24 protein-coding genes and 1 tRNA gene are annotated in these 26,681 nt (G+C 71.9%); 19 read left to right on the top strand and 6 right to left on the bottom strand.

Going from position 1 to position 26,681, the window contains the following annotated elements:
- Positions 1-33: 33 nt before the first annotated feature.
- A complete protein-coding gene (locus ABD286_RS04290) occupies positions 34-2,037 on the top strand; it encodes a TIGR03960 family B12-binding radical SAM protein (protein WP_344190617.1) in 2,004 nt (667 codons plus the stop codon).
- A 409-nt stretch (positions 2,038-2,446) separates the two neighbouring features.
- On the opposite strand, the gene ABD286_RS04285 is transcribed toward ABD286_RS04290, so the two are convergent.
- Entirely contained in the window at positions 2,447-3,814 is a 1,368-nt protein-coding gene (locus ABD286_RS04285; RefSeq protein WP_344190615.1) for a transaminase, read from the bottom strand.
- Positions 3,815-3,900: 86 nt separating this feature from the next.
- On the opposite strand from ABD286_RS04285, the gene ABD286_RS04280 reads away from it, so the two are divergent.
- The 6 genes from ABD286_RS04280 to proB all read left to right on the top strand — a co-directional run bounded on the left by ABD286_RS04280 (position 3,901) and on the right by proB (position 11,943).
- Positions 3,901-4,653 (top strand): TIGR03936 family radical SAM-associated protein, encoded by a 753-nt coding sequence (locus ABD286_RS04280; RefSeq protein ID WP_344190613.1) that lies wholly within the window; start codon positions 3,901-3,903, stop codon positions 4,651-4,653.
- A gap of 175 nt (positions 4,654-4,828) precedes the next feature.
- Positions 4,829-8,308 carry an Rne/Rng family ribonuclease gene (locus tag ABD286_RS04275; protein WP_344190611.1) on the top strand — a complete coding sequence of 1,160 codons (3,480 nt, stop codon included), beginning with the start codon at positions 4,829-4,831 and terminating at the stop codon, positions 8,306-8,308.
- Between the two features lie 176 nt (positions 8,309-8,484).
- Positions 8,485-8,793 carry a 50S ribosomal protein L21 gene (gene rplU, locus ABD286_RS04270; RefSeq protein ID WP_344190609.1) on the top strand — a complete coding sequence of 103 codons (309 nt, stop codon included), beginning with the start codon at positions 8,485-8,487 and terminating at the stop codon, positions 8,791-8,793.
- Positions 8,794-8,844: 51 nt separating this feature from the next.
- Positions 8,845-9,114: a 50S ribosomal protein L27 gene (gene rpmA / locus ABD286_RS04265; RefSeq protein WP_344190607.1), complete on the top strand. Its 270-nt coding sequence runs from the start codon at positions 8,845-8,847 to the stop codon at positions 9,112-9,114.
- A gap of 160 nt (positions 9,115-9,274) precedes the next feature.
- On the top strand, positions 9,275-10,822 hold the full coding sequence (obgE, locus tag ABD286_RS04260; protein ID WP_344190605.1) for a GTPase ObgE: 1,548 nt from the start codon (positions 9,275-9,277) through the stop codon (positions 10,820-10,822).
- The gene (gene proB, locus ABD286_RS04255) at positions 10,819-11,943 is read left to right on the top strand and encodes a glutamate 5-kinase (RefSeq protein ID WP_344190603.1); all 1,125 of its coding nucleotides are present in this window, start codon (positions 10,819-10,821) and stop codon (positions 11,941-11,943) included. The genes obgE and proB overlap by 4 nt, the downstream gene beginning before the upstream one ends.
- 10 nt (positions 11,944-11,953) lie before the next feature.
- Here proB and pdxY read toward each other — a convergent pair whose 3' ends face one another.
- Positions 11,954-12,805 (bottom strand): pyridoxal kinase PdxY, encoded by an 852-nt coding sequence (pdxY, locus tag ABD286_RS04250; RefSeq protein WP_344190601.1) that lies wholly within the window; start codon positions 12,803-12,805, stop codon positions 11,954-11,956.
- Positions 12,806-12,973: 168 nt separating this feature from the next.
- Here pdxY and ABD286_RS04245 point away from each other — a divergent pair, with 168 nt between their 5' ends.
- Together ABD286_RS04245 and ABD286_RS04240 are read left to right on the top strand one after the other, a co-directional pair.
- Positions 12,974-14,254 carry a glutamate-5-semialdehyde dehydrogenase gene (locus ABD286_RS04245; RefSeq protein ID WP_344190599.1) on the top strand — a complete coding sequence of 427 codons (1,281 nt, stop codon included), beginning with the start codon at positions 12,974-12,976 and terminating at the stop codon, positions 14,252-14,254.
- Between the two features lie 77 nt (positions 14,255-14,331).
- Complete coding sequence (locus ABD286_RS04240; protein WP_344190597.1) at positions 14,332-15,027, top strand: class I SAM-dependent methyltransferase; 696 nt, start codon at positions 14,332-14,334, stop codon at positions 15,025-15,027.
- On the opposite strand, the gene ABD286_RS04235 is transcribed toward ABD286_RS04240, so the two are convergent.
- The gene (locus tag ABD286_RS04235; RefSeq protein WP_344190595.1) at positions 14,981-15,961 is read right to left on the bottom strand and encodes a glycosyltransferase family 2 protein; all 981 of its coding nucleotides are present in this window, start codon (positions 15,959-15,961) and stop codon (positions 14,981-14,983) included. The two genes, ABD286_RS04240 and ABD286_RS04235, sit on opposite strands and share 47 nt — an antisense overlap.
- A gap of 615 nt (positions 15,962-16,576) precedes the next feature.
- Between ABD286_RS04235 and ABD286_RS04230 the strand changes: the two genes are divergently transcribed.
- The 10 genes from ABD286_RS04230 (at position 16,577) to ABD286_RS04185 (ending at position 23,930) form a co-directional block, all read left to right on the top strand.
- The gene (locus ABD286_RS04230; RefSeq protein WP_344190593.1) at positions 16,577-16,798 is read left to right on the top strand and encodes a hypothetical protein; all 222 of its coding nucleotides are present in this window, start codon (positions 16,577-16,579) and stop codon (positions 16,796-16,798) included.
- A gap of 2 nt (positions 16,799-16,800) precedes the next feature.
- A complete protein-coding gene (gene nadD, locus ABD286_RS04225; protein WP_344190591.1) occupies positions 16,801-17,409 on the top strand; it encodes a nicotinate-nucleotide adenylyltransferase in 609 nt (202 codons plus the stop codon).
- A 7-nt stretch (positions 17,410-17,416) separates the two neighbouring features.
- Positions 17,417-17,791: a ribosome silencing factor gene (gene rsfS, locus ABD286_RS04220; RefSeq protein WP_344190588.1), complete on the top strand. Its 375-nt coding sequence runs from the start codon at positions 17,417-17,419 to the stop codon at positions 17,789-17,791.
- A complete protein-coding gene (locus tag ABD286_RS04215; RefSeq protein WP_344190586.1) occupies positions 17,788-18,399 on the top strand; it encodes a histidine phosphatase family protein in 612 nt (203 codons plus the stop codon). The genes rsfS and ABD286_RS04215 overlap by 4 nt, the downstream gene beginning before the upstream one ends.
- Before the next feature lie 77 nt (positions 18,400-18,476).
- A tRNA-Ala gene (locus tag ABD286_RS04210) sits at positions 18,477-18,549 on the top strand.
- A gap of 178 nt (positions 18,550-18,727) precedes the next feature.
- Entirely contained in the window at positions 18,728-18,886 is a 159-nt protein-coding gene (locus tag ABD286_RS04205) for a hypothetical protein (RefSeq protein ID WP_344190584.1), read from the top strand.
- Positions 18,887-19,008: 122 nt separating this feature from the next.
- Positions 19,009-20,757 (top strand): ABC transporter ATP-binding protein, encoded by a 1,749-nt coding sequence (locus tag ABD286_RS04200; protein WP_344190581.1) that lies wholly within the window; start codon positions 19,009-19,011, stop codon positions 20,755-20,757.
- Between the two features lie 75 nt (positions 20,758-20,832).
- Positions 20,833-21,549, top strand: coding sequence for an SGNH/GDSL hydrolase family protein (locus ABD286_RS04195; RefSeq protein ID WP_344190579.1), 717 nt, complete (start codon positions 20,833-20,835; stop codon positions 21,547-21,549).
- Between the two features lie 49 nt (positions 21,550-21,598).
- The gene (locus ABD286_RS04190; protein WP_344190577.1) at positions 21,599-22,249 is read left to right on the top strand and encodes a flavodoxin family protein; all 651 of its coding nucleotides are present in this window, start codon (positions 21,599-21,601) and stop codon (positions 22,247-22,249) included.
- An 88-nt stretch (positions 22,250-22,337) separates the two neighbouring features.
- Entirely contained in the window at positions 22,338-23,930 is a 1,593-nt protein-coding gene (locus tag ABD286_RS04185; protein ID WP_344190575.1) for a phytoene desaturase family protein, read from the top strand.
- Here ABD286_RS04185 and ABD286_RS04180 read toward each other — a convergent pair.
- From ABD286_RS04180 to ABD286_RS04170, 3 genes are read right to left on the bottom strand one after another with little or no spacing between them, the layout of a single operon-like run.
- Positions 23,920-24,408, bottom strand: a complete 489-nt coding sequence (locus ABD286_RS04180; RefSeq protein ID WP_344190573.1) for an SRPBCC family protein — start codon at positions 24,406-24,408, stop codon at positions 23,920-23,922. The genes ABD286_RS04185 and ABD286_RS04180 overlap by 11 nt on opposite strands.
- Positions 24,405-25,373 carry an SDR family NAD(P)-dependent oxidoreductase gene (locus ABD286_RS04175; protein ID WP_344190571.1) on the bottom strand — a complete coding sequence of 323 codons (969 nt, stop codon included), beginning with the start codon at positions 25,371-25,373 and terminating at the stop codon, positions 24,405-24,407. The genes ABD286_RS04180 and ABD286_RS04175 overlap by 4 nt, the downstream gene beginning before the upstream one ends.
- Positions 25,370-26,554, bottom strand: a complete 1,185-nt coding sequence (locus ABD286_RS04170; RefSeq protein ID WP_344190569.1) for a zinc-dependent alcohol dehydrogenase — start codon at positions 26,552-26,554, stop codon at positions 25,370-25,372. Before ABD286_RS04170 ends, ABD286_RS04175 begins: the two co-directional genes overlap by 4 nt.
- Between the last annotated feature and the right edge of the window lie 127 nt (positions 26,555-26,681).

The raw sequence follows: 26,681 nt of genomic DNA, 5'->3' as shown, positions 1-26,681 counted from the left end.
AGCGGCGGCCCGCCCGGTTACCCTTGTCCCACCATGACCGACACCCCAGGCACCTCTGTCTTCGCCCGCCTCGAGCCGCTGCTCGAGCAGGTCAGCAAGCCCATCCAGTACGTCGGGGGCGAGCTCAACTCCACCGTCAAGGACTGGGACTGCGGCGGCTTCGGCCCCGGGGGCGAGGCGCTGACCACGCGCTGGGCCCTGATGTACCCGGACGCGTACGAGGTGGGCGTGCCCAACCAGGGCGTCATGATCCTCTACGAGGTGCTCAACGAGCGCGAGGACGCCCTCGCCGAGCGCACGTATGCCGTGTGGCCGGACCTCGAGGCCCTGATGCGGGCCGAGGGCGTGCCGCAGTTCACCGTGGACGCGCACCGCAGCATCCGCGACTTCGACGTGCTCGGCATGTCGTTCTCGACCGAGCTGGGCTACACCAACATGCTCACCGCGCTCGACCTCGCCGGCATCCCGCTGCACGCGGTCGACCGCGGTGACGAGGACCCGCTGGTCATCGCGGGTGGGCACGCCGCCTTCAACCCCGAGCCGATCGCCGACTTCGTCGACGCCGCCATCGTCGGTGACGGAGAGGAGGCCGTGCTCGCGGTCACCGACCTCATCGGCGCCTGGAAGGCGCAGGGTATGCCGGGTGGTCGCCGAGAGCTGCTGCTGCGGCTCGCGCGCACCGGCGGGGTCTACGTCCCGTCGCTGTACGACGTGTCCTACCTCCCCGACGGCCGCATTCAGCGTGTCGCCCCGAGGGCCGACGCGACGGGTGTCCCGTGGCGCGTCTCGAAGCACACCGTCATGGACCTCGACGCGTGGCCGTACCCCAAGCAGCCGCTGGTGCCGCTCGCTGAGTCGGTCCACGAGCGGATGTCCGTCGAGATCTTCCGTGGCTGCACCCGCGGCTGCCGCTTCTGCCAGGCCGGCATGATCACGCGCCCCGTGCGGGAGCGAAGCATCACCGGCATCGGCGAGATGGTCGAGCGAGGCCTGGCAGCAACGGGTTTCGAGGAGGTGGGGCTGCTGTCGCTCTCCTCCGCCGACCACTCCGAGATCGCCGACATCACCAAGGGTCTGGCCGACCGCTACGACGGCACCCAGACGGGTCTGTCGCTGCCCTCGACCCGCGTCGACGCGTTCAACATCGACCTCGCGAACGAGCTGACCCGCAACGGTCGTCGCTCCGGCCTGACCTTCGCGCCGGAGGGCGGGAGCGAGCGGATCCGCAAGGTGATCAACAAGATGGTGTCCGAGGAGGACCTCATCAGCACCGTCGCCGCGGCGTACGGAGCGGGCTGGCGCCAGGTGAAGCTCTACTTTATGTGCGGCCTGCCGACCGAGACCGACGAGGACGTGCTCCAGATCGCCGAGCTCGCGAAGAAGGTCATCGAGACCGGTCGGCAGGTCAGCGGTCGCCGCGACATCCGCTGCACCGTGTCGATCGGTGGTTTCGTGCCGAAGCCGCACACGCCGTTCCAGTGGTGCGGCCAGCTCGGCGCGGAGGAGACGGATGCCCGCCTGGCCAAGCTGCGCGAGGCCATCCGGTCCGACCGCCGCTACGGCTCGTCGATCGGATTCCGTTACCACGACGGCAAGCCCGGCATCGTCGAAGGACTGCTGTCCCGTGGTGACCGCCGCGTCGGCAAGGTGATCGAGCAGGTGTGGCGCGACGGCGGCCGGTTCGACGGCTGGAGCGAGCACTTCTCCTACGAGCGCTGGATGACCGCGGCAGAGACGGCGCTCGCCGAGCTGCCCGTCGACGTCGCCTGGTACACCACCCGTGACCGCGCCGAGTCCGAGGTGCTGCCCTGGGACCACATCGACTCCGGCCTCGACAAGGAGTGGCTGTGGGCCGACTGGCAGGACGCCCTCGACGAGACCGAGGTCGACGACTGCCGCTGGACCCCGTGCTTCGACTGCGGCGTGTGTCCCCAGATGGGCACCGACATCGAGGTCGGTCCCACCGGCAAGACCCTGCTCCCGCTCACGGTGCTCGGCTCCGGCCGCGAAGCGATGCTCGAGTCCCACACGCACTGAGGAGCAGTCAGGTCCCGGGCGTCCACGGCGAGAAGACCGCGCGATCCGGGACCTGTCGGATCTGGCTCGCAGATCGATGACATTTGTCATCGGCGCGGGGCCCTCGTGCAGTGTCGAATGGGACTGCCAGCAAGGGCCGGTCACCCCCGGCCCCCAGTGGTAGGCGTGGTGCACGCGGTCGATCTCCTCCTGGCCGCACACGCGTCGACAGGACGGCCCCTTCACCGCCCTGTCGGTGAGTGCCTCGGAACGCTCGTGCGGAGAGCTTCGAGGACAGCCGCCCGCTCACCCAGGCCCTCGGGCCAGGGGTGAGCGGGCGGCATACCTCGTTCTGGGGCCTCTTTCGGGGGGCCGCGTTTCGGGGCCGGGTTTGCTGGTGCGAACCCGGCGTCAGCTCACGAGCTTCGGGTCACTCGAAGAGCGCGCCCACGACCTCGCGGAAGACCTCGGTGTGCCGGTCGACGTCGACCCGCGTCGTCTCCGGGCACATGAGGGCCATGTTGTGGAACGGCGTCATCAGCACACCGCGGTTGCACAGCGCGAGGTGCAGGTAGGCGTCGAGCTCGTCGTCGGCCGCCGCCGCGGACTCCTCGCCGGTGCGCGGCGCGGGGCGGGCGAAGCGGTACTCCGCGCGGGCTCCGAGCTGGGAGACCGACCACGGGACGTCGAGCTCGTCGAAGGTGGCCTGCACGCCGGCCGTGAACGCCGTGGCGAGTTCGACCATGTGGGCGAACGCGTCCTCGGTGAGCACCTCGCCCAGTGTCGCGCGCATGGCTGCCGTCGACAGCGCATTGCCGGCGAGGGTGCCGCCGACCCCGCCCACGTCGACGATGTCCGCCTCACCGGCATCGGTGTGCCGAGTGACCGCCGCCGCGACCTCGCGGGTGATGCCGTAGGCGCCGCAGGGGATCCCGCCGCCGATCGACTTGCCGATCACGAAGATGTCGGGCTCCAGGCCCCACGCGCGGGTGGCCCCGCCCCAGCCGGCCGAGAACGTGTGGGTCTCGTCGATGAGCAGCAGCGCACCGTGCTCGGTGGCGAGCTCGCGCACGCGCTCGAGGAACCCGTCCTCGGGCAGCACGATGCCGATGTTGGTCAGGGCGGGCTCGGTGAGGACGACGGCCACGTCGCCGTGGGCGAGAGCCGCCTCGACCGACTCGATGTCGTTCCAGGTCGCGACGCGCGTCGTGAGGTCGAGGTCGACCGGGGGAGCGACGTTGCCCGGGCGGCTCTGCGCCTTGCCCTCGGGGCCGGGCAGCGCGAACGCCTCGTCCACCGACCCGTGGTAGCAGTACGCGAAGACGAGCACCTTGGGCTTGCCCGTCGCCAGCCGGGCGAGGCGGATGGCCCACCGGTTGGCGTCGGTGGCCGACAGGGTGAAGCTCCACAGCGGCATACCGAACCGTCGCTCGAGCTCGGCTCCCACCCACTGGGCGTCGCCCGTGGGGAGCATCGTCGTGATGCCGCCGAGCTCGCCGGCACGTCGCTGCACCGCGGCCACGGTCGGCTTGGGCGAGTGACCGGCCATCGCGCCGGTGTCACCGAGGGCGAAGTCGACGTAGGTGTGCCCGTCGACGTCGGTGACCCGGTTGCCCGTCGCGTGGTCGAGGTAGAGGGGGAACCCGCCGGTCCACATGTTCATCCACGTCATCGGCACCCGGCCGAAGAGGTTGTCCGCCTGCCCGAACAGCTCACGGCTGCGGGGGTGGTTGCTCGTGTATGCGGCCTGCTCCTGCTCGAGGAGGGAGGCCAGTCGTGCGCGGTCCAGGGTTGCCATGGGGCAACGCTAGGGGTGGCAGGGGGAGTGCCGCACGGGAGTCCGGATTCCGTGGGTGGGCGGCCTCGCCCCTAGGCTTGCCCACCATGGCTCGACAGCGCGTACCCGAAGGCCCGCCCCCCGCCCCGGCGGTGATGAAGCTCCGGATCAGGTACGCCAAGCGCGGTCGCCTGCGCTTCTCCTCCACCCGTGACTTCCAGCGGGCCCTCGAGCGGGCGCTGCGGCGGGCGGGCGTGCCCATGGCGTTCTCCGCCGGGTTCCACCCGCACCCCAAGGTCAGCTACGCGAACGCGGCGCCCACCGGCACCGCCAGCGAGGCGGAGTACTTCGAGATCTCGGTGACCGAGCGGGTCGACACCGAGTCGCTGCGGGCCGCCCTCGACGAGGCGCTGCCCGACGGACTCGACGTGCTCGAGGTCGTCGAGGCGGCACCGGGGTCGCTGGCCGACCGGCTGCAGGCCAGCGACTGGGTCATCGAGTTCCGCGGGGTACCGGTCGAGGAGGTCCATGCGGCGGCCGACGAGCTGCTGTCACGTGACGTCGTCGAGGTGAGCCGCACCTTCAAGACCGGCCCGAGGACCTTCGACGTGAGGTCGGCCGTCGTGTCGTTGGCCGTCAGCGCGTCAGAAGAGGCCGACTGTGCGATACTGCGGGTGGTCGTACGGCACACCACACCGGCCGTACGCCCCGACGACGTCCTGACCGCGCTGCGAGCAGTAACGGAGCTGGCACCACCGACACCACCCCTGGTGACCCGACTGGCGCAAGGCCCGCTGCACTCCGCAACCGCTGGGGTGGCTGATCCACTGGCTGCCGACGAGAACGACGACGGCGCCTGACCCGGTGCCGCGCGACCTGCGCGAGCCTCGTCGGACGTAAGCCAAATGACTTCCGTGTCGACAGCACCCGTTGCCGACACGACTGCACGAACCGCGCACCACGTGGCTGATCGGAAGGCCCTGACGGGACCTTCGGGTGTGGCCCTCACCTCGTGGGTGACGGAAGGACGCCGAGATGGCCTCCACGGAAGACCAGTTCCCCACCAACGACGGCACGACGGGCACCCAGCAGCCCGCGGATGCCACCACCGATGCCCCCACCGACGTCCCGGCCAAGGCTCCGGCGCGCAAGCGCGCGCCACGTCGCGCCACCAAGAAGACCTCCGCCCCGGCTCCGGCCCCCGTGGACGGCCTGGCAGAGGCACCCGTCGACGCGGTGGCCGAGCCGGTCGCGCCTGCGGACATCGACGTCGTCACGACCGAGGCCGCCCCGATGCACGAGGCGACCGACCTGCCCGCCGCGACCGACGGCGACACCGGGGACGATGCGCCGGCACCGGCGAAGAAGACGGCCCGCAAGGCCACCGCCAAGAAGACGGCGAAGAAGGCCGCCACCAAGCGCACCTCGAAGAAGGCCGCCGCGGCTGCGCCCGCCGAGACCGGTGCGGCCGTCCTCGACGCGGACGCCCTCGAGCTGACTGCCGACCCATCGGGTGACCCCGCCCCCCTCGCCACCACCTCCACGGACGGCGACGGGGTGCTCCCGGCCGTCTCCGAGGACGCCAGCGTGGCCGAGACCGACGAGGAGGCCGAGGCTGCTGCTGCCGCCGAGGCTGCCGCGCAGGAGGCCTCCGCCGCCGCGACCGTGCCGAGCTTCGGGCTGCTGTTCCAGGCTCCGGACCCGGCCAAGGCCGCGCCGCGCCGCCGACGGGCAAGCGCCGCCGCTGGTGCCCCCGCGCCCGCCGGGCCGGCACAGTCCAGTGCCCCCGCCTCGTCCTCACCGTCGGCCTCCACGCCGGTCGAGGCCGACGAGCGCAGCGGGCAGGGCGACACCGACACCACCACCGACCAGACCGACCGGACCGACGCCCGCGAGGGTGGGCAGGGCGGCGACGCCGAGCAGCCGACCGGTTCGCGACGCAGCCGTGGCCGCGGTCGTGGCCGCGGATCGCGCGGTGGCGCCTCGGCCGACGCCGGCGAGGCCACCGACAGCGCCACCCTCGAGGGTGACGCCGAGGACCAGGACGGCGCGGGGCCCGGCGACAACGACGCCAGTGACGACGAGACGTCCTCCGAGGGCGGCCGCCGTCGTCGTCGCCGTGGCGGCAAGGGCCGTGGCCGGGGCCGTGGCCAGTCCGACTCCGACGCGTCCGACACGACCGACTCGACCGACTCGGATGCCTCCGACTCCGCGGACTCCGACGAGGCCACCGACCAGACGTCGACCGGTCCCGACTCCGACGACGAGCAGGGCGACTCCGAGAGCACCTCGAGCCGTCGTCGCCGTCGTCGCCGCCGCAGCGGTTCCTCCGCCGAGGGTGACGACCCGCCCGGCACCGTGACCAGGGTCCGCGAGGCGCGTCGCCAGAGCGACGAGCCCCAGAGCGTCAAGGGTTCCACCCGCCTCGAGGCCAAGAAGCAGCGCCGCCGCGAGGGTCGAGAAGCCGGCCGCCGCCGCACGATCATCACCGAGGCCGAGTTCCTCGCCCGTCGCGAGAGCGTCGAGCGGGTCATGGTGGTCCGCGAGCGCGAGGGGCGCACCCAGATCGGTGTCCTCGAGGACGACGTGCTCGTCGAGCACTACGTCTCCCGCGAGACCAATGTGTCGATGGCGGGCAACATCTACCTCGGCCGGGTCCAGAACGTGCTGCCCTCCATGGAGGCCGCGTTCGTCGACATCGGCAAGGGCCGCAACGCCGTGCTCTACGCGGGTGAGGTCAACTGGGACGCCGCCGGGCTGGACTCCAACGCGCCCAAGCGCATCGAGAACGCCCTCAAGTCCGGTGACTCCGTGCTCGTGCAGGTCACCAAGGACCCGATCGGCCACAAGGGCGCCCGCCTCACCAGCCAGATCTCGCTGCCCGGCCGCTACCTGGTCTATGTGCCCGAGGGCAGCATGACCGGCATCTCCCGCAAGCTCCCCGACACCGAGCGCGCCCGCCTCAAGGGCATCCTCAAGGAGGTCGTGCCGGACCGCGCAGGCGTCATCGTGCGCACCGCCGCCGAGGGTGCGAGCGAGGAGGAGCTGCGGGCCGACGTCGAGCGCCTGACCAAGACGTGGGAGAAGATCAAGGCCAAGGCCGACTCCAAGTCCGGCGGCAAGGGCAAGGGCGCCGCGCCGGTCCTCGTCCACGGCGAGCCCGACCTCACCGTCCGCGTCATCCGCGACGTCTTCAACGAGGACTTCACCTCGCTCGTCGTCGCGGGCGACCAGGCCTACGGCGAGGTCAGCGAGTACCTCGGCGACGTCGCCCCCGACCTGGCCGAGCGCCTGCACAAGTGGACCTCCGAGGAGGACCTGTTCACCCACTACCGGGTGGACGAGCAGATCGCCAAGGCCATGGACCGCAAGGTCTGGCTGCCGTCCGGTGGCTCGCTGGTCATCGACCGCACGGAGGCCATGACCGTCGTCGACGTCAACACCGGCAAGTTCGTCGGCTCCGGGGGCAACCTGGAGGAGACCGTCACCAAGAACAACATCGAGGCGGCCGAGGAGATCGTGCGACAGCTCCGGCTGCGCGACATCGGCGGCATCATCGTCATCGACTTCATCGACATGGTCCTCGAGAGCAACCGCGACCTCGTGGTCCGGCGCCTGCTCGAGTGCCTCGGTCGCGACCGCACCAAGCACCAGGTCGCCGAGGTCACCTCGCTCGGCCTCGTGCAGATGACGCGCAAGCGGGTCGGCTCCGGCCTCATCGAGGTGTTCTCGGAGAACTGCGAGCACTGCGGTGGTCGCGGGATCATCGTCCACGCCGACCCCGTCGACAAGGCGTCCGGCGGCGACAACGGTGGCTCCGGCGCCGGTGGCGGCTCCCAGCGCAGCGGCGCGGCCGGTGCCGGTGGCGGCAGCACGCGCAGCCGTCGCGGCGGCCGCGCCGGCTCAGAGGCCCAGGGTGCCCAGGGCTCCCAGGGTTCCCAGGGCTCCTCGTCCCAGGGTGGTCGTGGACCGTCCTCGGGCGGTCAGGACTCCGGCGCCCCGGTGCACTCGGGGCCGACCCCGGCCCAGATCGCGGCTGCTGCCCACGCGGCGGCGCTGAAGTCGGCGGGCGAGCACCACGACGAGGACGCGCTGCTTGCCGTCCCGGCCCAGGACGAGCCCATCGTTCAGGTGCGCGAGGCCGACAGCCAGGACGAACCCGAGCCCAAGGCCGCGGTGGAGGCCTCGACCGAGCCCACGACCGAGCCCATGACCGAGCCCACGACCGAGCCCGCAGTCGAGCCCGAGCCGGTGGTGGAGTCCGAGCCGACCCCCGCGCCCGAGCCCTCCAGTGAGCCCGACGCCGAGAACCCCGCCGAGCCCGAGCCCTCCGTCGAGCCGGCGGGCGCAGCACCTCAGGTCGAGGAGCCGACCCCCGTCGCCGAAGAGCGGGCCCCCGTCGCCGAGGCGCCCGCCCCCAAGCGGCGTCGCCGTGGCCGGGTCGTCGCCCCGGCCGGCCCGCCGCGTGCCGCCGAGGTGGGGGAGTCCACCGACTCCGCCCCGTCCGGCTCCTGATCACCGCTGGTCAGCCCTGCCGAGCCGGTTTGGTCGGCAGGGCAACCACCGGGTATTCTCAACTCTTGGTGCGCCCACCGCTCTGATGTCCGCGTCTTGACTCGTCAAGCCGGGTAGCTATCGGACGGTCCAGACAGAGAGCGCGTGCCTCCCGAAGTACTGAAAGAGAGTTCCACGTGTACGCGATCGTTCGCGCAGGTGGTCGCCAGGAGAAGGTTTCCGTCGGCGACGTCCTCATCATCGACAAGGTCAAGGGCGCGGCTGGCGACAGCATCGACCTGACCCCCCTTCTCGTCGTCGACGGCTCGACCGTGACCAGCGATGCTGCCAAGCTCGCCAAGTTCACCGTCAAGGCCGAGGTCGTCAAGCCCACCAAGGGCCCGAAGATCACGATCATGAAGTTCAAGAACAAGACGGGTTACCGCAAGCGTCAGGGCCACCGTCAGCACTCGACCCAGGTCAAGATCACCTCGATCGACGCCTGAGTCGGCACCCTTTTCGGAACCCCAGAGACTTAGCAGAAGGCAGGCACTGACATGGCACACAAGAAGGGTGCGTCCTCGACCCGCAACGGTCGCGACTCCAACGCACAGCGACTCGGCGTGAAGCGCTTCGGCGGCCAGCTCGTCAACGCGGGCGAGATCATCGTCCGCCAGCGCGGCACGCACTTCCACCCCGGTGAGGGTGTCGGCCGCGGTGGCGACGACACGCTGTTCGCGCTCGTCGCGGGCAACGTGGAGTTCGGCACCAAGCGTCGCCGCAAGGTCGTCAACATCGTCCCGCTCGAGACCGCGGACGCCAGCTGACATTCGGTATGCCGCGTGGCCCGGCCACGCGGCATACCTCCTCGAAGGGGGCGGACCTGAACGGGTCCCGCCCCCTTCTGCTGTCCGTCACGGCGAACGACCCCAGCACGTCCCCTCCTAGACTCGGGGACGGACCGACCAGATCAGAGAGAAGAGCCCCATGACCAGCTTCGTCGACCGCGTCGTGCTGCACGTCGCCGCCGGCGACGGTGGCCACGGTGTCGCTTCCGTCAAGCGTGAGAAGTTCAAGCCCCTCGGTGGACCCGACGGCGGCAACGGCGGTCGCGGAGGCGACATCATCCTGCGCGTGGACCCCCAGGCGACCACGCTGCTCGACTACCACCGCCACCCCCACCGCACGGCCACCAACGGCAAGCCCGGCGCCGGTGACGAGCGCAACGGCGCCGACGGAGGCGACCTGGTGCTGCCCGTCCCGGCCGGCACCGTCGTCAAGGACACCGACGGCACCGTCCTGGCCGATCTCGTGGACCAGGACGCCGAGTTCGTCGCCGCCCGCGGTGGCCGCGGTGGCCTGGGCAACAAGGCGCTCGCGTCGGCCCGCCGCAAGGCACCCGGCTTCGCCCTGCTCGGTGAGCCCGGCGACTCCGGCGACATCCTGCTCGAGCTCAAGTCGCTCGCGGACGTCGCCCTGATCGGCTTCCCCTCGGCCGGCAAGTCCTCGCTGGTGTCAGTGCTGTCCGCAGCCCGGCCGAAGATCGCGGACTACCCGTTCACGACGCTGGTGCCCAACCTCGGTGTGGTGCAGGCCGGCGAGTTCCGGTTCACCGTCGCCGACGTGCCCGGCCTCATCCCCGGCGCGAGCCAGGGCAAGGGCCTCGGCCTGGAGTTCCTGCGCCACGTCGAGCGCTGCTCGGTGCTCGTGCACGTCATCGACTGCGCGACGCTCGAGCCCGGTCGCGACCCGATGACCGACCTCGAGGTGATCGAGGAGGAGCTGGCGCAGTACGTGCCGGACGAGACCCTCGGTGGGCGCCCGCTCGCAGAGCGCACCCGCATCGTCGTCCTCAACAAGGCCGACGTGCCCGAGGCCCACGAGCTGGCCGAGATGGTCAAGCCCGACCTCGAGGCCCGTGGCATCGAGGTTTTCATCGCCTCGGCCGTGGCCCACACCGGCCTGCGCGAGCTGATGTTCGCGATGGCCCGCCACGTCGGCGAGGCGCGCAAGGAGCTCGAGATCGCCTCGGCGACGCCCAAGCGCGTCATCATCCGGCCCAAGTCGGTCGACGACAGCGGCTTCAAGATCGTGCGGGAGAACACCCCCGACGGCGAGGTCTTTCGCATCGACGGCGAGCGCCCCACCCGGTGGGTCCGCCAGACCGACTTCTCCAACGACGAGGCCGTGGGTTACCTCGCCGACCGCCTCGGACGCCTCGGTGTCGAGGAGGCTCTGTTCAAGGCTGGTGCCGTCGCCGGCGCCACCGTGCTCATCGGGCCCAAGGACAACGCGGTCGTCTTCGACTGGGAGCCCACCCTCATCGCCGGTGCCGAGCTGCTCGGCCAGCGCGGGACGGACCTGCGCCTCGAGGAGGCCACCCGGCCCACCCGTGAGGACAAGCGCGCCGACTACGCCGACCGTCGGGCTGCCCGCACGGCCGCCCGCGCGGAGCTCGCGGAGGAGCGCAAGGCCGGTCACTGGGCGACGGCCAAGAGCGAGGACGTCGAGGACGCCGAGGGCTCCCAGGGATGAGCGTGGCCGACCGCCGGCGCGACGTGGCTCGCGCCCGGCGCCTGGTGGTCAAGGTCGGCTCGTCGTCGCTGACCGAGCCGGGGGGCGGGTCCCTCGACGAGGCCAGGCTGGTCGCCCTCGTCGACGCCCTCGCGGCCCGACGCCTCGCCGGCCAACAGGTCGTCCTGGTGTCCTCGGGCGCCATCGCCGCCGGGATCGGCCCGCTCGGGCTGGCCCGGCGCCCCGGTGACCTCGCGACCCAGCAGGCCGCCGCGAGCGTGGGGCAGGGAGCCCTCGTCGCGGCATACCAGCGGGCGTTCGGTGCCCACGGGCTCACCGTCGGCCAGGTGCTCCTCACCGCCGACGACGTGACCCGGCGCTCGCACTACACGAACGCCAGGCGCACCCTGGACCGGCTGCTCGAGCTCGGCATCGTGCCGATCGTCAACGAGAACGACACCGTGGCGACGCACGAGATCCGCTTCGGCGACAACGACCGTCTTGCTGCGCTGGTGGCCCACCTCGTGCACGCCGACGGCCTGCTCCTGCTCACCGACGTCGACGCCCTGTACGACGGTCCGCCGTCCCGCGCCGGGAGCCAGCGGGTCCCGTCCGTGGTCGGGGGAGAGGGTCTGGAGCAGCTGGACATCGGCGGCACCGGCTCGAGCATCGGCAGCGGCGGCATGCTGACCAAGGTCGAGGCGGCGACGATCGCGAACGCCGCGGGCATCACCACCGTCCTCACCTCGGCCGACCGCATCGTCCGGGCCCTGGGCGGCGAGGACGTCGGGACGGTGTTCGTCCCCACCGGGTCACGACGCACGTCCCGCAAGCTGTGGCTCCAGCACGCGACCACCCCGCGCGGCAGGCTGCTGCTGGACCCGGGCGCCGTGCGTGCGGTGACCGAGCGCCGTACCTCGTTGCTGCCCGCCGGGATCACGGGTGTCGAGGGGACGTTCGCCGACGGCGACGCGGTCGACCTGTGCACGCCCGACGGGACGGCGATCGCCCGCGGCCTGGTCAACTACACCTCGGTCGAGCTGCCGGGCATGCTCGGCCGGTCGACGCGCGAGCTGGCCAAGGAGCTCGGGCCGGAGTACGAGCGCGAGGTCGTCCACCGCGACGACCTGGTCCTGCTCTAGGGGTCAGCCCTCAGCGGACCTGGGTGACCTCGAACTGGAGGCGCGGGTTGGCCAGGGCCTCCTGGGACTGCACCAGCTGGAGCTCGCGCTCGCCGGAGTCCAGGGTCGTCTGCAGCAGGTCGAAGACGCTGCTCGCCGTGCGCGCCAGGGCGACAGCGGGGTCGCCGGTCTCCAGCAGGTGGGCGGTGAACAGGGCAGCCGTCACATCGCCGGAACCGTTGGCCTTCATGGGAAGTCGCGGCGTCTGGACGATCCATGCCCCGTCACCGGTCACGGCCATCATCTCGATGGTGTCCTCGGGGGCATCGGGTCGCTCGACGCTGGTCACCAGCACCGTCGACGGCCCCATCGCGCGAGCCAGGTCGACCGAGGCGAGGGTGTCCTCGATGGTCCGCGGCTCGGTGTCCGTGAGGAACCCGAGCTCGAACTGGTTGGGCGTAATGAGGTCGGCCGCCGGGACCACGCGCTCGCGCAGCAGCACCGGGATTGCGGGGTGGACGAAGCAGCCGCTCCTGGCGTTGCCCATCACCGGGTCGCAGGCGTAGATCGCGGCAGGGTTCGCGGCCTTGACGCGGGCGACGGCGTCGAGGATCACGTCACCGATCTCCTCGCCACCCTGGTAGCCCGAGAGCACCGCATCGACGTTCGGGAACGCGCCGCGCTCCTCGACGCCCTCGATCACCGCGCGCACGTCGTCGGCCGGCATGAGCGGGCCCTTCCACGCGCCATACCCGGTGTGGTTGGAGAAGTGCACCGTGTGCACCGGCCACACCTCCACGCCGAGCCGCTGGAGGGGGAAGACGGCGGCGCTGTTGCCGACGTGGCCGTACGCGACGGAGGACTGGATCGACAAGATGCTCACCGGTGCATTCAACCAGTCCTCCCACCCCCGACCTCGTACCCGCCCTTCCGCTCACGAGGACTCCCACCGGCCAGATGGGCGGAACATCGGTCACGGGGTCGGGGTGGGGGTGGTCTGAGGGACGGGACGCACGGCCGGGTGGCGGACGGCGCGGCCTACCCTTGGACCATGGCCGAGATCGATCCCGCCGCCGTCGCCCAGGTCGCCGACGCGGCCCGCGCTGCCCGCACCGCCTCCCGCCGCCTCGCCCTGCTCTCGCGGGCCGACAAGGACGCCGCGCTGCGTGCCCTCGCCGATGCCCTCGACGCCGCCACCGACCGCATCGTGGCCGCCAACGCCGAGGACCTCGACCGGGGCCGCGAGTCCGGTATGGCGCAGGGCCTGCTCGACCGCCTCGCCCTCAGTCCGGAGCGGGTCGTCGCCGTGGCCCAGGCCCTCCGAGACGTCGCGGCGCTTCCGGACCCGGTGGGGGAGGTGGTGCGCGGCTCGACCCTGGCCAACGGGCTGGAGATCCGCCAGGTCCGCGTCCCCATGGGCGTCGTGGGCATGGTCTACGAAGCCCGCCCCAACGTCACCGTCGACGCGGCCGGGCTCGGCCTCAAGTCCGGCAACGCCGTCATCCTGCGCGGGGGTTCGGCCGCCGGGTCGACCAACCGCGCCCTCGTCGACGTCCTGCGCGACGCCCTCGTCACCCAAGACCTCCCCGCCGACTCGATCACCCTGCTCGAGGGTGGTCGTGACGCCGTCCGAGCGCTGCTCACCGCCCGTGGCCTGGTCGACCTGATCATCCCGCGCGGGGGAGCCGGCCTGATCCAGACCGTCGTCACCGAGTCGACCGTCCCCGTCATCGAGACCGGGGTCGGCAACTGCCACGTCTATGTCGACGCCGCGGCCGACCTCGACAAGGCGCTCGCGATCGCCGTCAACGCCAAGGTCCACCGCCCGAGCGTCTGCAACTCCGCCGAGTCGCTCCTCGTCCACGAGTCCGTCGCCGCCGACTTCCTTCCCAAGGTGCTCGCCGAGCTCTCCGGCGCGGGGGTCGTCCTGCACACCGACGACGCCGCCGGGGCTGCGGCCGAGCGCGCCGGGGTCCCGCACGAGGCCGCGACCGAGGAGGACTGGGGCACCGAGTACCTCGCGCTGGAGATGAGCGTGCGCGTCGTCCCCGACCTCGACACCGCCATGGAGCACATCAGGACGTACGGCTCGGGTCACACCGAGGCGATCGTCACCGAGGACCGCGCCGCTGCCCGCCGGTTCACCAGCGAGGTCGACGCCGCGGTGGTCATGGTCAACGCGTCCACCCGCTTCACCGACGGTGGCGAGTTCGGCTTCGGTGCCGAGATCGGCATCTCGACCCAGAAGCTGCACGCCCGCGGGCCCATGGCGCTGCCCGAGCTCACGACGACCAAGTGGGTCGTCGAGGGCGACGGACAGGTGCGCAGCTGAGCCGGCGACGCGGCATACGCAGCGCCGCAGCGGACGCGTCCCGGACCCGGACTGACCGCATGGCAGGATGAGCGCCCGTGGAAGGCACTGAGGTCCGAAAGCTGGCCGCGCTCGAGGACGCCCACTGGTGGTACCGCGAGCGCCGGCACCTGCTGTCCAGGATGGTCGCCGAGGTCACTCCCGGGACGGCCCTCGACATCGGTGCCGCCGGCGGCGGCAACACCCGCGTCCTGCAGGCGGCGGGCTGGTGCGTGGCAGCCCTGGAGTATGGCGCGGACGGCGCCGAGGTGGCTGCCGAGCGCGGGCTGTCCGTCCTGCGCGCGGACGCCACCGCACTGCCTGTGGCCGACGACTCGCTGGACCTCGTCGTGGCGTTCGACGTCCTCGAGCACATCCTCGACGACGACGCCGCGGTCGCCGAGGTGGCCCGCGCCCTGCGACCCGGTGGCCGGTTCCTCGTGGCCGTCCCCGCCGACCCTCGGCTGTGGTCCGACCACGACGTCGCCGTCGACCACGTCCGTCGCTACACGCGGACCACGCTGCGCGAGGTGCTCGAGCGCGGGGGGTTCGAGGTGGCCTCGATGACGTCGTGGAACGTGCTGCTGCGTCCGGTCGTCGCGCTGCGCCGCCGGACCTCGAGCGGGTCCGACCTCGACACGGTGCACCCGGTGGTCAACCTCGGGCTGCGCGCCATCGTCACCGTGGAGCGCTGGCTGCCGGTGAAGGCTATGCCCGGCGTGACTCTGCTGGTAGAGGCTCGTCCGCGGGCGTGACCGGCCCCGTCAGGGAGTCGTAGGCCACGAAGTAGGTGGGCCTGGCCTGGAGGTGGGCGTACATGCGCCCGACGTACTCGCCCAGGATGCCCAGGCACAGCAGCTGCACCGCGCCGACACCGGCGACGGCGACGACCGTGGACGTCCAGCCGGGCAGCGTGTGGCCCGAGGCGCTCGCGACGAGGGCGTAGGCCAGCAGCAGGAACGCCGCGGCGCCACCGACCAGCCCCAGCCAGGTCGCGGCCCGCAGGGGAGCGGTGGAGAAACCGGTAACGCTGTCCAGCGACAGCCGGATCATCTTCGCGAGCGGGTACTTGGACTTGCCGGCGGCCCGCTCGTCACGACGGTAGGTCACCGAGGCGGACGGGAAGCCGAGCGCCGGGACGACGAACCGCAGCACCCGGTGGTGCTCGGGGAGCGCGTTGATGGCATTGACCGTCGCCCGTGACATGAGGCGGTAGTCGCCTGCGTCGACCTGCGCCCGCGTCCCGGACAGCACCCGGATGAGGCGGTAGAAGGCGCGGGCGCTCAGCCGCTTGAACACCGAGTCGGTGGAGCGGTCCGAGCGGACGCCGTAGACGACGTCGGCGCCGTGGGCACGGGCCTGGGCCAGCATCTCCGGGATGACCTCGGGCGGGTCCTGCAGGTCGGCGTCGAGGGTGACGACGTAGCCGCCACGGGCGCTCGCGAGGCCGGCCGAGATGGCCGCCTGGTGTCCGGCGTTCGCGCGGAGCCGGACGATTCGCAGCTGCGGCCACTCTCGCAGCATCCGCTGGAGCACCACCGGGGAGGAGTCGCTGCTGCCGTCGTCGACCGCGACCACCTCGTAGGTGGTGTCGAGCGCGTCCGCGACGGGGCGCAACCGGGCCGCGAGCAGGGGCAGGACGTCCTCCTCGTTGTACACGGGGATGACGATGCTGAGCTCCGGCGACATGCTCCAAGACTAGGCGGTGGGCCGGGCCCGGCGGGTGAGCGCGCGCCATACCTGCGTCGTGGTCCGGGGCCGTGCGCGCACGGTGCCGGACAGGGGAGAAGGGCACGGCAGGAAAGAGGTGAGGGCCCCTCGACGTATGAGATCGAGGGGCCCCCAGGTCGACCGCGCACGGTCCGGCGAACCGGGTCGTGCCCACTGCGACGGTGGCGTCCCTGTGCACCGGCGGACCGGGCACCGGGTCGGTGCGATCTGGTCAGCGGTCTCGGAGTTCCTCCGCGGCGTCGCCCGCGGACCCGTGGCCCGGAGGCCGCAGGACCTCTCCCGGGCGAGCCCGGTCGAGGCGGTCCACCGTTATCCGGCTGACCTGTGCCCTGGTCCTCGAGCCGGTCCGGGTTGCCCCTTCACGACCCTCCGACCGGAGCGCGTGAGAGATTTCTAGCGCTCGGTTCTGTTTGCCCGCAAGGGCTTTCGACAGGCTCTTTCTGTCCACGGGTTGCCCACACCGTCGTCCACATCCGGCTCTGCTCGCACCCGCCGTTGTGCACAGGGGTGTGCACAACATCCGTGGACAACGGGCGTGAGGCGACCTGCCCCGCGACCGGTAGGCTGAGGCCCATGACGTCGTCCCTGTCGAATCTGTTCGCCGCTGCCGAGGAGCCCCTCCGCGAGCTGCCCATGTCGCCGTACGCCTTCGGGGCCATCGCGTTCATCGCCTTCCTCGCGCTGCTCGGTGTCCTCTGGGGTTTCCGCGGCACGGCGCAGAAGCTCGCCGCCGGGTCCCACCACGGTGAGCACAGCAACCACAGCACCCACAACACACAGGGCGGCCACCACTGAGCATGCGTCTCGGGGTGATGGGCGGGACGTTCGACCCGATCCACCACGGCCACCTCGTGGCCGCCTCCGAGGTGCAGACCCGGTTCGGGCTCGACGAGGTCGTCTTCGTCCCGACGGGGGAGCCGTGGCAGAAGGACGCCCGGGAGGTCAGCCCCGCCGAGCACCGCTACCTCATGACCGTCGTCGCGACGGCGTCCAACCCGCGGTTCACGGTCAGCCGGGTCGACATCGACCGGCCTGGACCCACCTACACGATCGACACCCTGCGTGACCTGAAGACGCAGCGTCCGGACGACGAGCTGTTCTTCATCACCGGTGCCGACGCGCTCGCCCAGATCCTGTCCTGGAAGGACGCGGACGAGCTGTTCGACCTGGCCCACTTCGTGGGGGTCACCCGCCCGGGCTACGTCCTGTCGGAGTCCGGCCTGCCGGCCGACAGGGTCAGCCTGCAGGAGGTGCCGGCCATGGCCATCAGCTCCACGGACTGCCGCGCTCGCGTCGAGCGGTCCGAACCCGTCTGGTACCTCGTGCCCGACGGCGTCGTCCAGTACATCAACAAATACCGCCTGTATGCCGCCGACTCACCTGTCGGCGCAGCGGCACGAACGTAGGAGTGCAGTGCCAGCCACCGACCGAGCCCTCGAGCTCGCCAAGACCGCAGCCATCGCCGCTGACGACAAGCTCGCGACGACCGTCGCCGGCATCGACGTCAGCGAGCAGCTCGCGCTGACCGACGTCTTCGTCATCGTCTCCGCCAGCACCGACCGCCAGGTCGGCGCCATCGTCGACGCCGTCGAGGACTCGCTGCGCGAGAAGGGCGCCAAGCCCATCCGCCGTGAGGGTGAGCGTGACGGCCGCTGGGTCCTGCTCGACTTCGGCGACATCGTCGTGCACGTCCAGCACGACGAGGAGCGCGAGTTCTACGAACTCGAGCGCCTCTGGAAGGACTGCCCCGAGATCGACCTCGGCGTGCCCAAGCGCCGCGACGCGTGAGCGCTGCCCGGCGGGTCCTGCTGGTCCGCCACGGGGAGACCGAGCACAACGCCGGGGGCGTCTGGCAGGGCCAGCTCGACACCGCCCTGTCCGAGCGCGGCGTGGAGCAGGCGCGTGCCGCGGGTCGGGCCATCGCGGCATACCGTCCCACCCGGGTGCTCGCCTCCGACCTGGAGCGGGCCCGGGTCACGGCCGAGCACGTGGCCGAGGCGGCGGGCGTCGAGGTGACCCTCGACGCGCGCTGGCGCGAGATCCACGTCGGTCAGTGGCAGGGGCTGCACACCACCCAGGTGCGCGCCCAGCACGGCGACCTCCTCGAGCAGATGGACGGCGAGGACATCCGTCGCGGCGTCGACGGCGAGACCCTCGCCGAGGTCGGGGCGCGCACGGGGGAGTCCCTGCGGGAGCTCCTCGAGGCGCTCGGTGACGACGAGACCGTCGTCGTCGTGGCGCACGGCGTCTCCACCCGGGCCGCCGTGGCTGACCTGCTCGGCCTGGACCAGCACCTGGCCACGCAGGCCCTGCGCACGCTCGGGAACTGCCACTGGGCCGAGCTCGCGGAGAGCCGGATCGGGTGGCAGCTGGGCGTCTGGAACGCGCACGCCTGACCCGATTTGGTGAAACGGGTGGGTCACTGGGTAAACTTCCGCAGTCGCCTCCGGGGGACACCCTCTCGGGGAAACTCGGGGCTGTGGCGCAGTTGGTAGCGCACTTCCATGGCATGGAAGGGGTCAGGGGTTCGAATCCCCTCAGCTCCACCGAGAAGACGAAGGCCAGGCACCGAGTGCCTGGCCTTCGTCGCGTCCGGGCTGCCGGATGGGTGGGTTGACCGGTTGGCGGAAGATTCTCGACCGTTCGGTCAGGCTGCACTGGCCGCTCGTCCGGGATGACCTCGGAATGCTCAGTACGGCTCGGCCGATGAGGAACGCTTGACCCATGTTCTCCCCCACCTCCCCCGAGCTCTTCATCCTGGTCTTCATGGCCGGCGCCCTCCTGCTGACCTTCGGTGCCGTGGCCGTCCTGATGCGCACCGCGACCGCCGCCCCGCGTGGCGTCGCCGTCACCGGCCGGTTCGACTCGCGCACCGGTCGCTGACCCGACCAGACCGCGCTCGCCCCGTAACGACCCCCAGAGCCCCACACACAAGGGGGTCATGATCCGCCCGTTTTGTCCGTAGGTTCGCCGGAGACCACTTCCCGGGACCACGGAGGCGACACATGGCCGGCACCCCGACGCAGGAACGCCACCGCGCGGGCGTGGTCCACCTCGCGCCCTACGTGCGCGAGCACCGAGGTGCGTTCACCGTCCTGATCGCCCTGTCCCTGCTCGCCTCGGCCACCGCCCTGGTCCAGCCGTGGGCCGTCACCCAGGTCGTCGACACCGGTGTGGCCGGTCGGCCCGTCACCGGGGTCGTGCTGGTCCTGGTCGCGGTCTCGGTGGGCGACCTGGTCCTCGCCGCCGTCCAGCAGTACCTCCTCCAACGCACCGCCCACGGCCTGGTCCTCGGTGTTCGAGAACGGTTGCTGCACAAGATCCTGCGGTTGCCCGTGCGGGAGTACGACCAGCGGACCATGGGCGACCTCGTCTCCCGCGTCGGAGCCGACACGACGGCCATCCACTGGGCCGTCACCGCGGGACTCGTCGAAGCCGCTGCGGCCGGGTTCATGGTCGTCGGCGCGGTCGTCCTTGCCTTCCTCATCGACCCGCTGCTCGTGGCGCTCACGCTGGGGCTGATGCTCACCGGCATCGTCGGGGCGTTCCTGCTCATGCGCACGGTGCAGGACCTCGCCCGGGTGGAGCAGGACGAGTTCGCCCAGCTCACGGCAGCGACGCTGCGCTCACTCACGGCGATCCGGACCATTCGCGCATGCGGTGCCACCGACCGTGAGACCGATGTGGTGACCGGTCGGGCCCGGATGACGTATGCCGCCGGCATCCACACCGCGAAGGTCGCCGCCGCATCGCTGCAGCCGGCCTCGGCGGCCTTCAAGGCGGCCAACATCGTGGTGCTGTGCGTGGGTGCCTTCAAGGTGGCCGACGGCCAGCTCACCCTCGGGCAGCTCGTGTCCTTCATCCTCTACGTCAACCTCATCATCGGGCCGTTCCAGGTCCTGGTGTCGTCGTGGAGCCGGCTCCAGCAGGGGCTGGGTGCGATGCAGCGGATCGCCGAGGTCGAGGCCCTGCCCACCGAGGCTCAGGCATCGCCCGTCGTTCCGTCGCCAGCACCCCGCGCGGAGGACGAGGTCCTCGTCGCGCTGCGCGGCGTGAGCTTCGAGTACACCCGGGGCGGCGGCGGCCTGCGCGACGTGAGCTTCGACGTCCGCCGCGGGTCGACGGTGGCACTCGTGGGACCGTCCGGCGCCGGCAAGTCGACGGTCCTGGCCCTGATCGAGCGGTTCTACGAGCCGGGCGTGGGGGCAATCGCCCTAGAGGGCACCGACGTCCGTGCCCTCAGCCACGACGAGCTGCGCTCGCGGATCGCCTACGCCGAGCAGGACCCGGCCGTCCTCGAGGGAACCCTGCGCTCCAACGTCGCGCTCGCGGCGCCCGACGTCCACGACGACGTCGTCCGCGAGGCGCTGGCCGGGGTCAACCTGTCCGGTCTGGAGGAGCGCTCCGACGACGGCCTCGACGTCCAGGTGGGCGAGCGTGGGACCCGGCTGTCCGGTGGGGAGAAGCAACGCCTGACCATCGCCCGCGCCCTGCTCCCGGTGCGCGACCTGCTCCTCCTGGACGAACCCACCGCCCAGCTCGACCCGGCCAACGAGGACCAGCTGCGGGACGCCATACGGGCCCGCGACGGGCGCACCGTCGTCGTCGCCGCGCACCGGCTGTCCACCGTCATGGACGCCGACCAGATCGTCGTCATGCAGGACGGAGCGGTGGTCGCCACGGGGAACCACGACGAGCTCGTCGCATCGTGCCCGCTCTACCTGTCGATGGCGCAAGCCCAGCGGCTCGCCTGACACGCACCCGGCCCGTTCGGTCGGGAACGGACCCGGCGACGGGCGGTGGACCCACGCCCTTGAGACGATGGCGGGGTGTCCGTGACCTTCGACTACGACAACACCAGCGGCCGCCCGACAGGGGCGTTCATGGCGGTGCTCCAGGCGCTGCTGCCCGGAGTCCGTTCGGTGCGGCGCCAGATCGACCCGTACGCGCAGGACTGGGCCGAGGCGAACCGCGCCGCGCTCGCCGCCGACGGACCGTTGTGGGTCGCCCTGGGTGACTCGATGACGCAGGGGATCGGCGCCTCCTCCTTCGACCGCGGCTGGGTCGGCCAGCTCGCCGACCATCTGCGGGAGCGGGGGCGCCCGCACCGGGTGGTCAACCTCGCCGTCACCGGGGCTCGCATCGACGACGCGCTCGAGCGCCAGGTGCCGGCGCTCGAGGCCCTGGTCGCCGCGGGCCAGGTCCCCGACCTGATCACGGTGGTCCTCGGCTCCAACGACGTCGTCACGCCGCGGTACCGCGCAGGGATGACCGATCGCTTCGCCACCCTCCTCGACCGGCTGCCCGACGGTGCCGTGGTCCTCAACCTCCCGAACCCGCACAAGGAGGCCCGCCGACTCGACGCACTGCTGCGCGAGCGCCAGGCGCAGGGTCGCCTCGTCCTGGCCGACATCCGTCGGCACGGACCGCGCTCGTGGCGTGGCCGCCTCGCGCCGGACCGCTTCCACCCCAACGACGAGGGGTATGCCGCGATGGCCCGCGTGTTCGAGCTCGCCCTCGAGGGGCGTGAGACCTCGCCCCGCTGACTTCGTCCAGCGGGGTTTGTCGTGCGGGCACTGCGGGTAGGCCGCAGGCATGACCGAATCGACGAGCACCACCCCCACCACTGCCGGCAACGGTGACCGCCTCACCGCCCTGGCGATCACGTGCAGCCTCAAGCCGTCGCCTGCCGACTCGAGCACCGACCTGCTGACGCGCCAGCTCCTCGACGCGCTGGAGCGGCACGGCGTCGATGGCGAGCTGGTCCGAGCCGTCGACCACGACATCCGTCCGGGCGTGGAGGCCGACATGGGCGACGGTGACGGCTGGCCGGCGCTCCGGGAGAAGATGCTCGCGGCCGACATCCTCGTCATCGGCACCCCGACCTGGATGGGCCAGCACTCCAGCATCGCCCAGCGCGTCCTCGAGCGCCTCGACGCCGAGCTCTCCGACACCAACGAGGCAGGCCAGCCGCGCACCTACGGCAAGGTCGCCGGTGCCGTCGTGGTCGGCAACGAGGACGGCGCGCACCACATCAGCGCCGTCATCTTCCAGTGCCTCAACGACGTGGGCTTCACCATCCCGGCCGGGGGAGTGACCTACTGGAACGGCGAGGCGATGCACGCGACCGACTACCAGGACCTCGACGAGACGCCCGAGAAGACCGCCTCCACCACGGCGACCCTCGCCGCGAACGCCGCCCACCTCGCGCGCCGGCTCCGCGACGCGGCATACCCGGCGGCCTGAACCGACCGCACACGGTCCGGCTGGCGCGCCCGGTCGGACCGCCCGTGCCAGAGTGGGCGCACCAGCCCGAACCCCGACGAAGGAACCCATGCCCGTCAGCACCGCAGATGCCGTCGTCGTCGGCGCCGGACCCAACGGCCTCGTGGCCGCCAACGCCCTCGCCGACGCAGGGTGGGACGTCGTCCTCGTCGAGGCCAACGACGAGGTCGGTGGGGCGGTCCGCAGCGCCGAGGTGACCGCGCCCGGGTGGACCACCGACCTGTTCAGTGCGTTCTACCCCCTCGCCGCCGCGAGCCCGATCATCCAGGACCTGCACCTCGAGGAGCACGGCCTGGTCTGGCGCCGCGCCCCGCACGTCCTCGCCCACGCCCTCGACGACGGCAGCGCAGCGCTGCTGTGCTCGCGGGCGGAGGACACCGCTGCCGGTCTGGACGCCGAGGCACCCGGCGACGGTGACGCGTGGATGGAGCTCGTCGAGGGCTGGGACCGCATCCGCGACCCGTTGCTCGACGCCCTGTTCACCCCGTTCCCGCCAGCTTCCTCCGCCCTTCGTATGGTGCGCCGCATGGGCGCCGGGGGCACGCTCGACTTCGCGCGGCTCGCCGTGACCCCGTCCAGGCGGATCGGTCAGGAACGGTTCGCCGGGCAGGGGGCCGGGCTGCTGCTCACCGGCAACGCGCTGCACAGTGACGTCCCGCCCGATGCCGCTGGGAGCGGGTTGTTCGGCTGGCTGCTGTGCATGCTCGGCCAGGACGTGGGGTTCCCGGTGCCCGAGGGCGGGGCCGGGGAGCTCGCCGGGGCGCTGCGGCGCCGGGCGGAGAGCCGAGGGGTGCGGGTCCTGACGGGGACCCCGGTGACGTCCGTGACGACCAGCGGCGACCGGGCCACCGGGGTGAGGCTGGCCGACGGCACCGAGCTGCGCGCCCGCCGTGGCGTCCTCGCGGACGTGCCGGCGACGACCCTCTACCGCGAGCTGCTCACCGACCACCCGCTGCCGGCGAAGCTGCACCGCGACCTCGACCGGTTCCAGTGGGACAACGCCACGGTCAAGGTCAACTGGGCGCTCGACCGCCCGGTGCCGTGGACGGCCGACGCCGCCCGCGGGGCGGGGACGGTGCACCTCGGCGTCGACAACGACGGCTTCGTCGACTTCGCCGCCGACCTGTCCGTCGGGCGGGTGCCGCAACGGCCGTTGCTGCTCTTCGGGCAGATGACGACCTCCGACCCGTCCCGGTCCCCGGCCGGCACCGAGTCGGCCTGGGCCTACACCCACGTGCCGCACGGCGAGTGGGGCGAGCAACAGCTCGCCGACCACGTGGAGCGCATGGAAGACGCGGTCGAGCGCGTCGCCCCGGGCTTCCGGGACAGCCAGGTTGCTCGCCACGTGCAGGGACCCGCCGACCTCCAGGGCGAGGACGCGAGCCTCGTCGGGGGTGCGATCAACGCCGGCACGTCGGCCCTGCACCAGCAGCTGGTGTTCCGCCCCACGCCGGGGCTGGGCCGACCCGAGACCCCCGTCCCGGGTCTCTACCTCGCCAGCGCCTCAGCCCACCCCGGTGGTGGAGTCCACGGAGCCTGCGGCTGGAACGCCGCCCGGGCCGCGCTCGGTGCCAACGGGCTCACCGGAGGCGTCCGACGGGCACTGACCCGCACCGCGTGGGACCGCCTGCTCAGGACGTGACGCGCTCGCGGTAGCGGCCCTCGGCGAGATAGGCGAGCCGACGCAGGGCTTCGACGTTGCGCGGCCCGATCGCCATCTGCCGCAACGGCTTCGGCACCAGCGCGCCTGGACCCTTCACCGCGTCCTCGGCGATGGCGACGGTGCAGGTCTCGTCCCCGCGCGCGGTGACGGTGATGACGACCGCGGCCTCCCCGGCCGGCCAGCCCCGCGCCACGAGGGTCAGGGCGGTCGGCGGGGTGGAGGCGATGACCTTGGAGGTGTCGGAGATGAGAAGCGGCCACACCCCGAACGAGTGGTGCAGCTGGGCGCCCTCGGCGGGCCAGGAACGGTCGACGGCCCGGACGCGGGAGGCGCCGACCACCCAGGTGGCGTAGTCCCAGCCGTCAGCCAGGACGTCCCAGACGGCCTGGACCGGAGCGTCGACGTCACGGCTCACCGTGACGATGCCCTCGTGGTCGGTGCTGCTCGTGGTGCTCATCGGCGGAGCTTCTTCCTGGTTGCGTACGAGGTGAGGGTGGCGGCGGTGGCTGCCGCCCCGACGGCTGCCGGACGCAGCCAGTGTCGTCCCCAGCGGCCGTGCAGGGCATCGCCCGTGGGTTGGGGATGCAGGACGTTGCCCGGCGAGTTGGCAGTCGCTGATCGGGAGATGCCTCCGGCGCGCATCAATGGGGTGACGAGGCGGTCGAAGATCGCTGGAAACACTCGGAACCCGAGCACTGCAACATGGTTCGCTGCTCCCACCGAGACCTCGCGACGGGGGTGCGTGAGCGCCCGGACGATCGCCCGAGCCACCTTCTCGGGGGAGTCGACCGGAGGCGGCGGCCGTCCGTGCCGCTCGAGGTAGGTCCCGGCCTGGAGGTAGACGGGGGTGTCCACGCCACCCGGGGAGACGAGGGAGACGTGGATGCCGGGGGTGCTCCGCGCCTCGACCTGAAGGGTCCGGACGAGCCCGTGGACGCCCCACTTGGCGGTGACGTAGGAGCTCATCCACGGTGTGCTGATCTTGCCGAGCAGCGACCCGACGACGACGAGAGAGCCGCCGTCCGGGGAGAGGGAGAAGGCGGACAGCGCGCTGCGCGCGACGTTCGCCGTACCACCCAGGGTGGTCCGCAGTGCCGCGTCGAAGACCTCGACCGGCACGTCCTCGAACCGGCCGTAGGCCAGCACTGCGGCAGCGTGCACGACGGCGTCGACCCGACCGAAGACCCGCTCGGCCGAACGGAAGGCGCCGGCGACCGCTTCGGCATCGCCCACGTCCGCCACGGCGACCAGCGCCCGTGCGCCGAGGTCGACGCACTGGGCCTGGACCTGCTCCAGCGGAGCGAGCGACCGGGCGACGAGGACGACGTCGGCACCCCGGCGGGCGAGCAGGATCGCGGTCGCCCGCCCTATGCCGCTGGAGGCCCCGGTGACCAGGACGGTCCGGGCGGCGAGGGAGGTCACGGTTGCAGGACCACCTTGACGCAGCCGTCGGCCTTGGCCTGGAAGAGCTCGTAGCCCCGCGCTGCGTCGGAGAGCGGCAGGACGTGGGTCGCCAGCTGGGCCGTACCGAGCGGGTCGGCGGGGTCGAGGACGAACGGCATGATCTCGTCGATCCAGCGCTTCACGTGGCACTGGCCCATCCGTACCGAGATCCCGCGGTCGAACATCTCCATCAGCGGAAGCGGGTCGACCTCGCCGCCGTAGACGCCGCTGATCGACACGGTGCCTCCGCGGCGCACTGCCTTGAGCGCGGACAGAAGCGCGTCGAGCCGGTCCACCGCGAGCTTGTCGATGAGGGGCTTGGCGAGCGCGTCGGGGAGCAGGCCCACCGCCGCCTGCGCGGTCTTGGCGACCGGGTTGCCGTGCGCCTCCATGCCGACGGCCTCGAGGACACCGTCGGGCCCGCGGCCACCGGTCATCTCGATGAGTGCCTCGGCGACGTCGTCGACCTCGCGCAGGTCGAGCGTCTCGATCCCGTGCTCGCGGGCCAGGGCCAGGCGCTCGGGGACGAGGTCGACCCCGATGACGCGGCCGGCGCCGAGCTGCTTGCCGATCCGGGTGGCCAGCTGGCCGACCGGACCGAGCCCGATGACGGCGAGGGTCCCGCCCTGAGGCACCTCGGCGTACTTCACGCCCTGCCACGCGGTGGGCAGGATGTCCGAGAGATAGAGGAAGTGCTGGTCGGTCGGGCCCTCGGGCACGACGATCGGCCCGAACTGAGCCTGCGGCACGCGCAGGTACTCCGCCTGCCCACCGGGTACCGCGCCGTACAAGCTGGTGTAGCCGAACAGGCTCGCGCCCTTGCCCTGGTCGCGGTTCTGGGTCGTCTCGCACTGGGCGAACAGGCCACGGGTGCACATCCAGCAGTGGCCGCAGGAGATGTTGAACGGGATGACGACCCGGTCGCCGGGCTTGAGGTTGGTGACCTCGGGGCCGACCTCCTCGACGATCCCCATCGTCTCGTGACCGAGGATGTCACCGGGCGTGAGGTACGCGCCGAGGACCTCGTACAGGTGCAGGTCGGAGCCGCAGATCGCCGTCGAGGTGACCTTGATGATCGCGTCGGTGGGCGCCTCCAGCTCGGGGTCGCGCACCTCCTCCACGCGCACGTCGCGCTTGCCCTGCCAAGTCAGTGCCTTCACCGGTGATGTCCTCTCGTGGGGTGCGGCGACCGGGTCCGGTCACGCGCGTCGTCCTAGGTGTTCTGTGCCCCGTGAGGGCATCGCGCAAACCTCGACGGGGGAAGGGTGAGCCGCCCGGCCCACGCTG

The organism is Pedococcus aerophilus (genome assembly GCF_039532215.1).
Classification (GTDB): Bacteria; Actinomycetota; Actinomycetes; order Actinomycetales; family Dermatophilaceae; genus Pedococcus; species Pedococcus aerophilus.
This window is presented reverse-complemented; position numbering and strand designations above follow the sequence as displayed.

Bases quoted from the DNA above. Each gene is read 5' to 3' on its own strand.
- ABD286_RS04285 (WP_344190615.1), bottom strand. From the start codon at position 3,814: ATGGCAACCCTGGACCGCGCACGACTGGCCTCCCTCCTCGAGCAGGAG.
- ABD286_RS04280 (WP_344190613.1), top strand. From the start codon at position 3,901: ATGGCTCGACAGCGCGTACCCGAAGGCCCGCCCCCCGCCCCGGCGGTG.
- ABD286_RS04275 (WP_344190611.1), top strand. From the start codon at position 4,829: ATGGCCTCCACGGAAGACCAGTTCCCCACCAACGACGGCACGACGGGC.
- ABD286_RS04200 (WP_344190581.1), top strand. From the start codon at position 19,009: ATGGCCGGCACCCCGACGCAGGAACGCCACCGCGCGGGCGTGGTCCAC.
- proB (WP_344190603.1), top strand. From the start codon at position 10,819: ATGAGCGTGGCCGACCGCCGGCGCGACGTGGCTCGCGCCCGGCGCCTG.
- ABD286_RS04230 (WP_344190593.1), top strand. From the start codon at position 16,577: ATGACGTCGTCCCTGTCGAATCTGTTCGCCGCTGCCGAGGAGCCCCTC.
- rpmA (WP_344190607.1), top strand. From the start codon at position 8,845: ATGGCACACAAGAAGGGTGCGTCCTCGACCCGCAACGGTCGCGACTCC.
- ABD286_RS04180 (WP_344190573.1), bottom strand. From the start codon at position 24,408: ATGAGCACCACGAGCAGCACCGACCACGAGGGCATCGTCACGGTGAGC.
- ABD286_RS04235 (WP_344190595.1), bottom strand. From the start codon at position 15,961: ATGTCGCCGGAGCTCAGCATCGTCATCCCCGTGTACAACGAGGAGGAC.
- ABD286_RS04290 (WP_344190617.1), top strand. From the start codon at position 34: ATGACCGACACCCCAGGCACCTCTGTCTTCGCCCGCCTCGAGCCGCTG.
- ABD286_RS04205 (WP_344190584.1), top strand. From the start codon at position 18,728: ATGTTCTCCCCCACCTCCCCCGAGCTCTTCATCCTGGTCTTCATGGCC.
- nadD (WP_344190591.1), top strand. From the start codon at position 16,801: ATGCGTCTCGGGGTGATGGGCGGGACGTTCGACCCGATCCACCACGGC.
- obgE (WP_344190605.1), top strand. From the start codon at position 9,275: ATGACCAGCTTCGTCGACCGCGTCGTGCTGCACGTCGCCGCCGGCGAC.
- ABD286_RS04190 (WP_344190577.1), top strand. From the start codon at position 21,599: ATGACCGAATCGACGAGCACCACCCCCACCACTGCCGGCAACGGTGAC.
- ABD286_RS04245 (WP_344190599.1), top strand. From the start codon at position 12,974: ATGGCCGAGATCGATCCCGCCGCCGTCGCCCAGGTCGCCGACGCGGCC.
- ABD286_RS04185 (WP_344190575.1), top strand. From the start codon at position 22,338: ATGCCCGTCAGCACCGCAGATGCCGTCGTCGTCGGCGCCGGACCCAAC.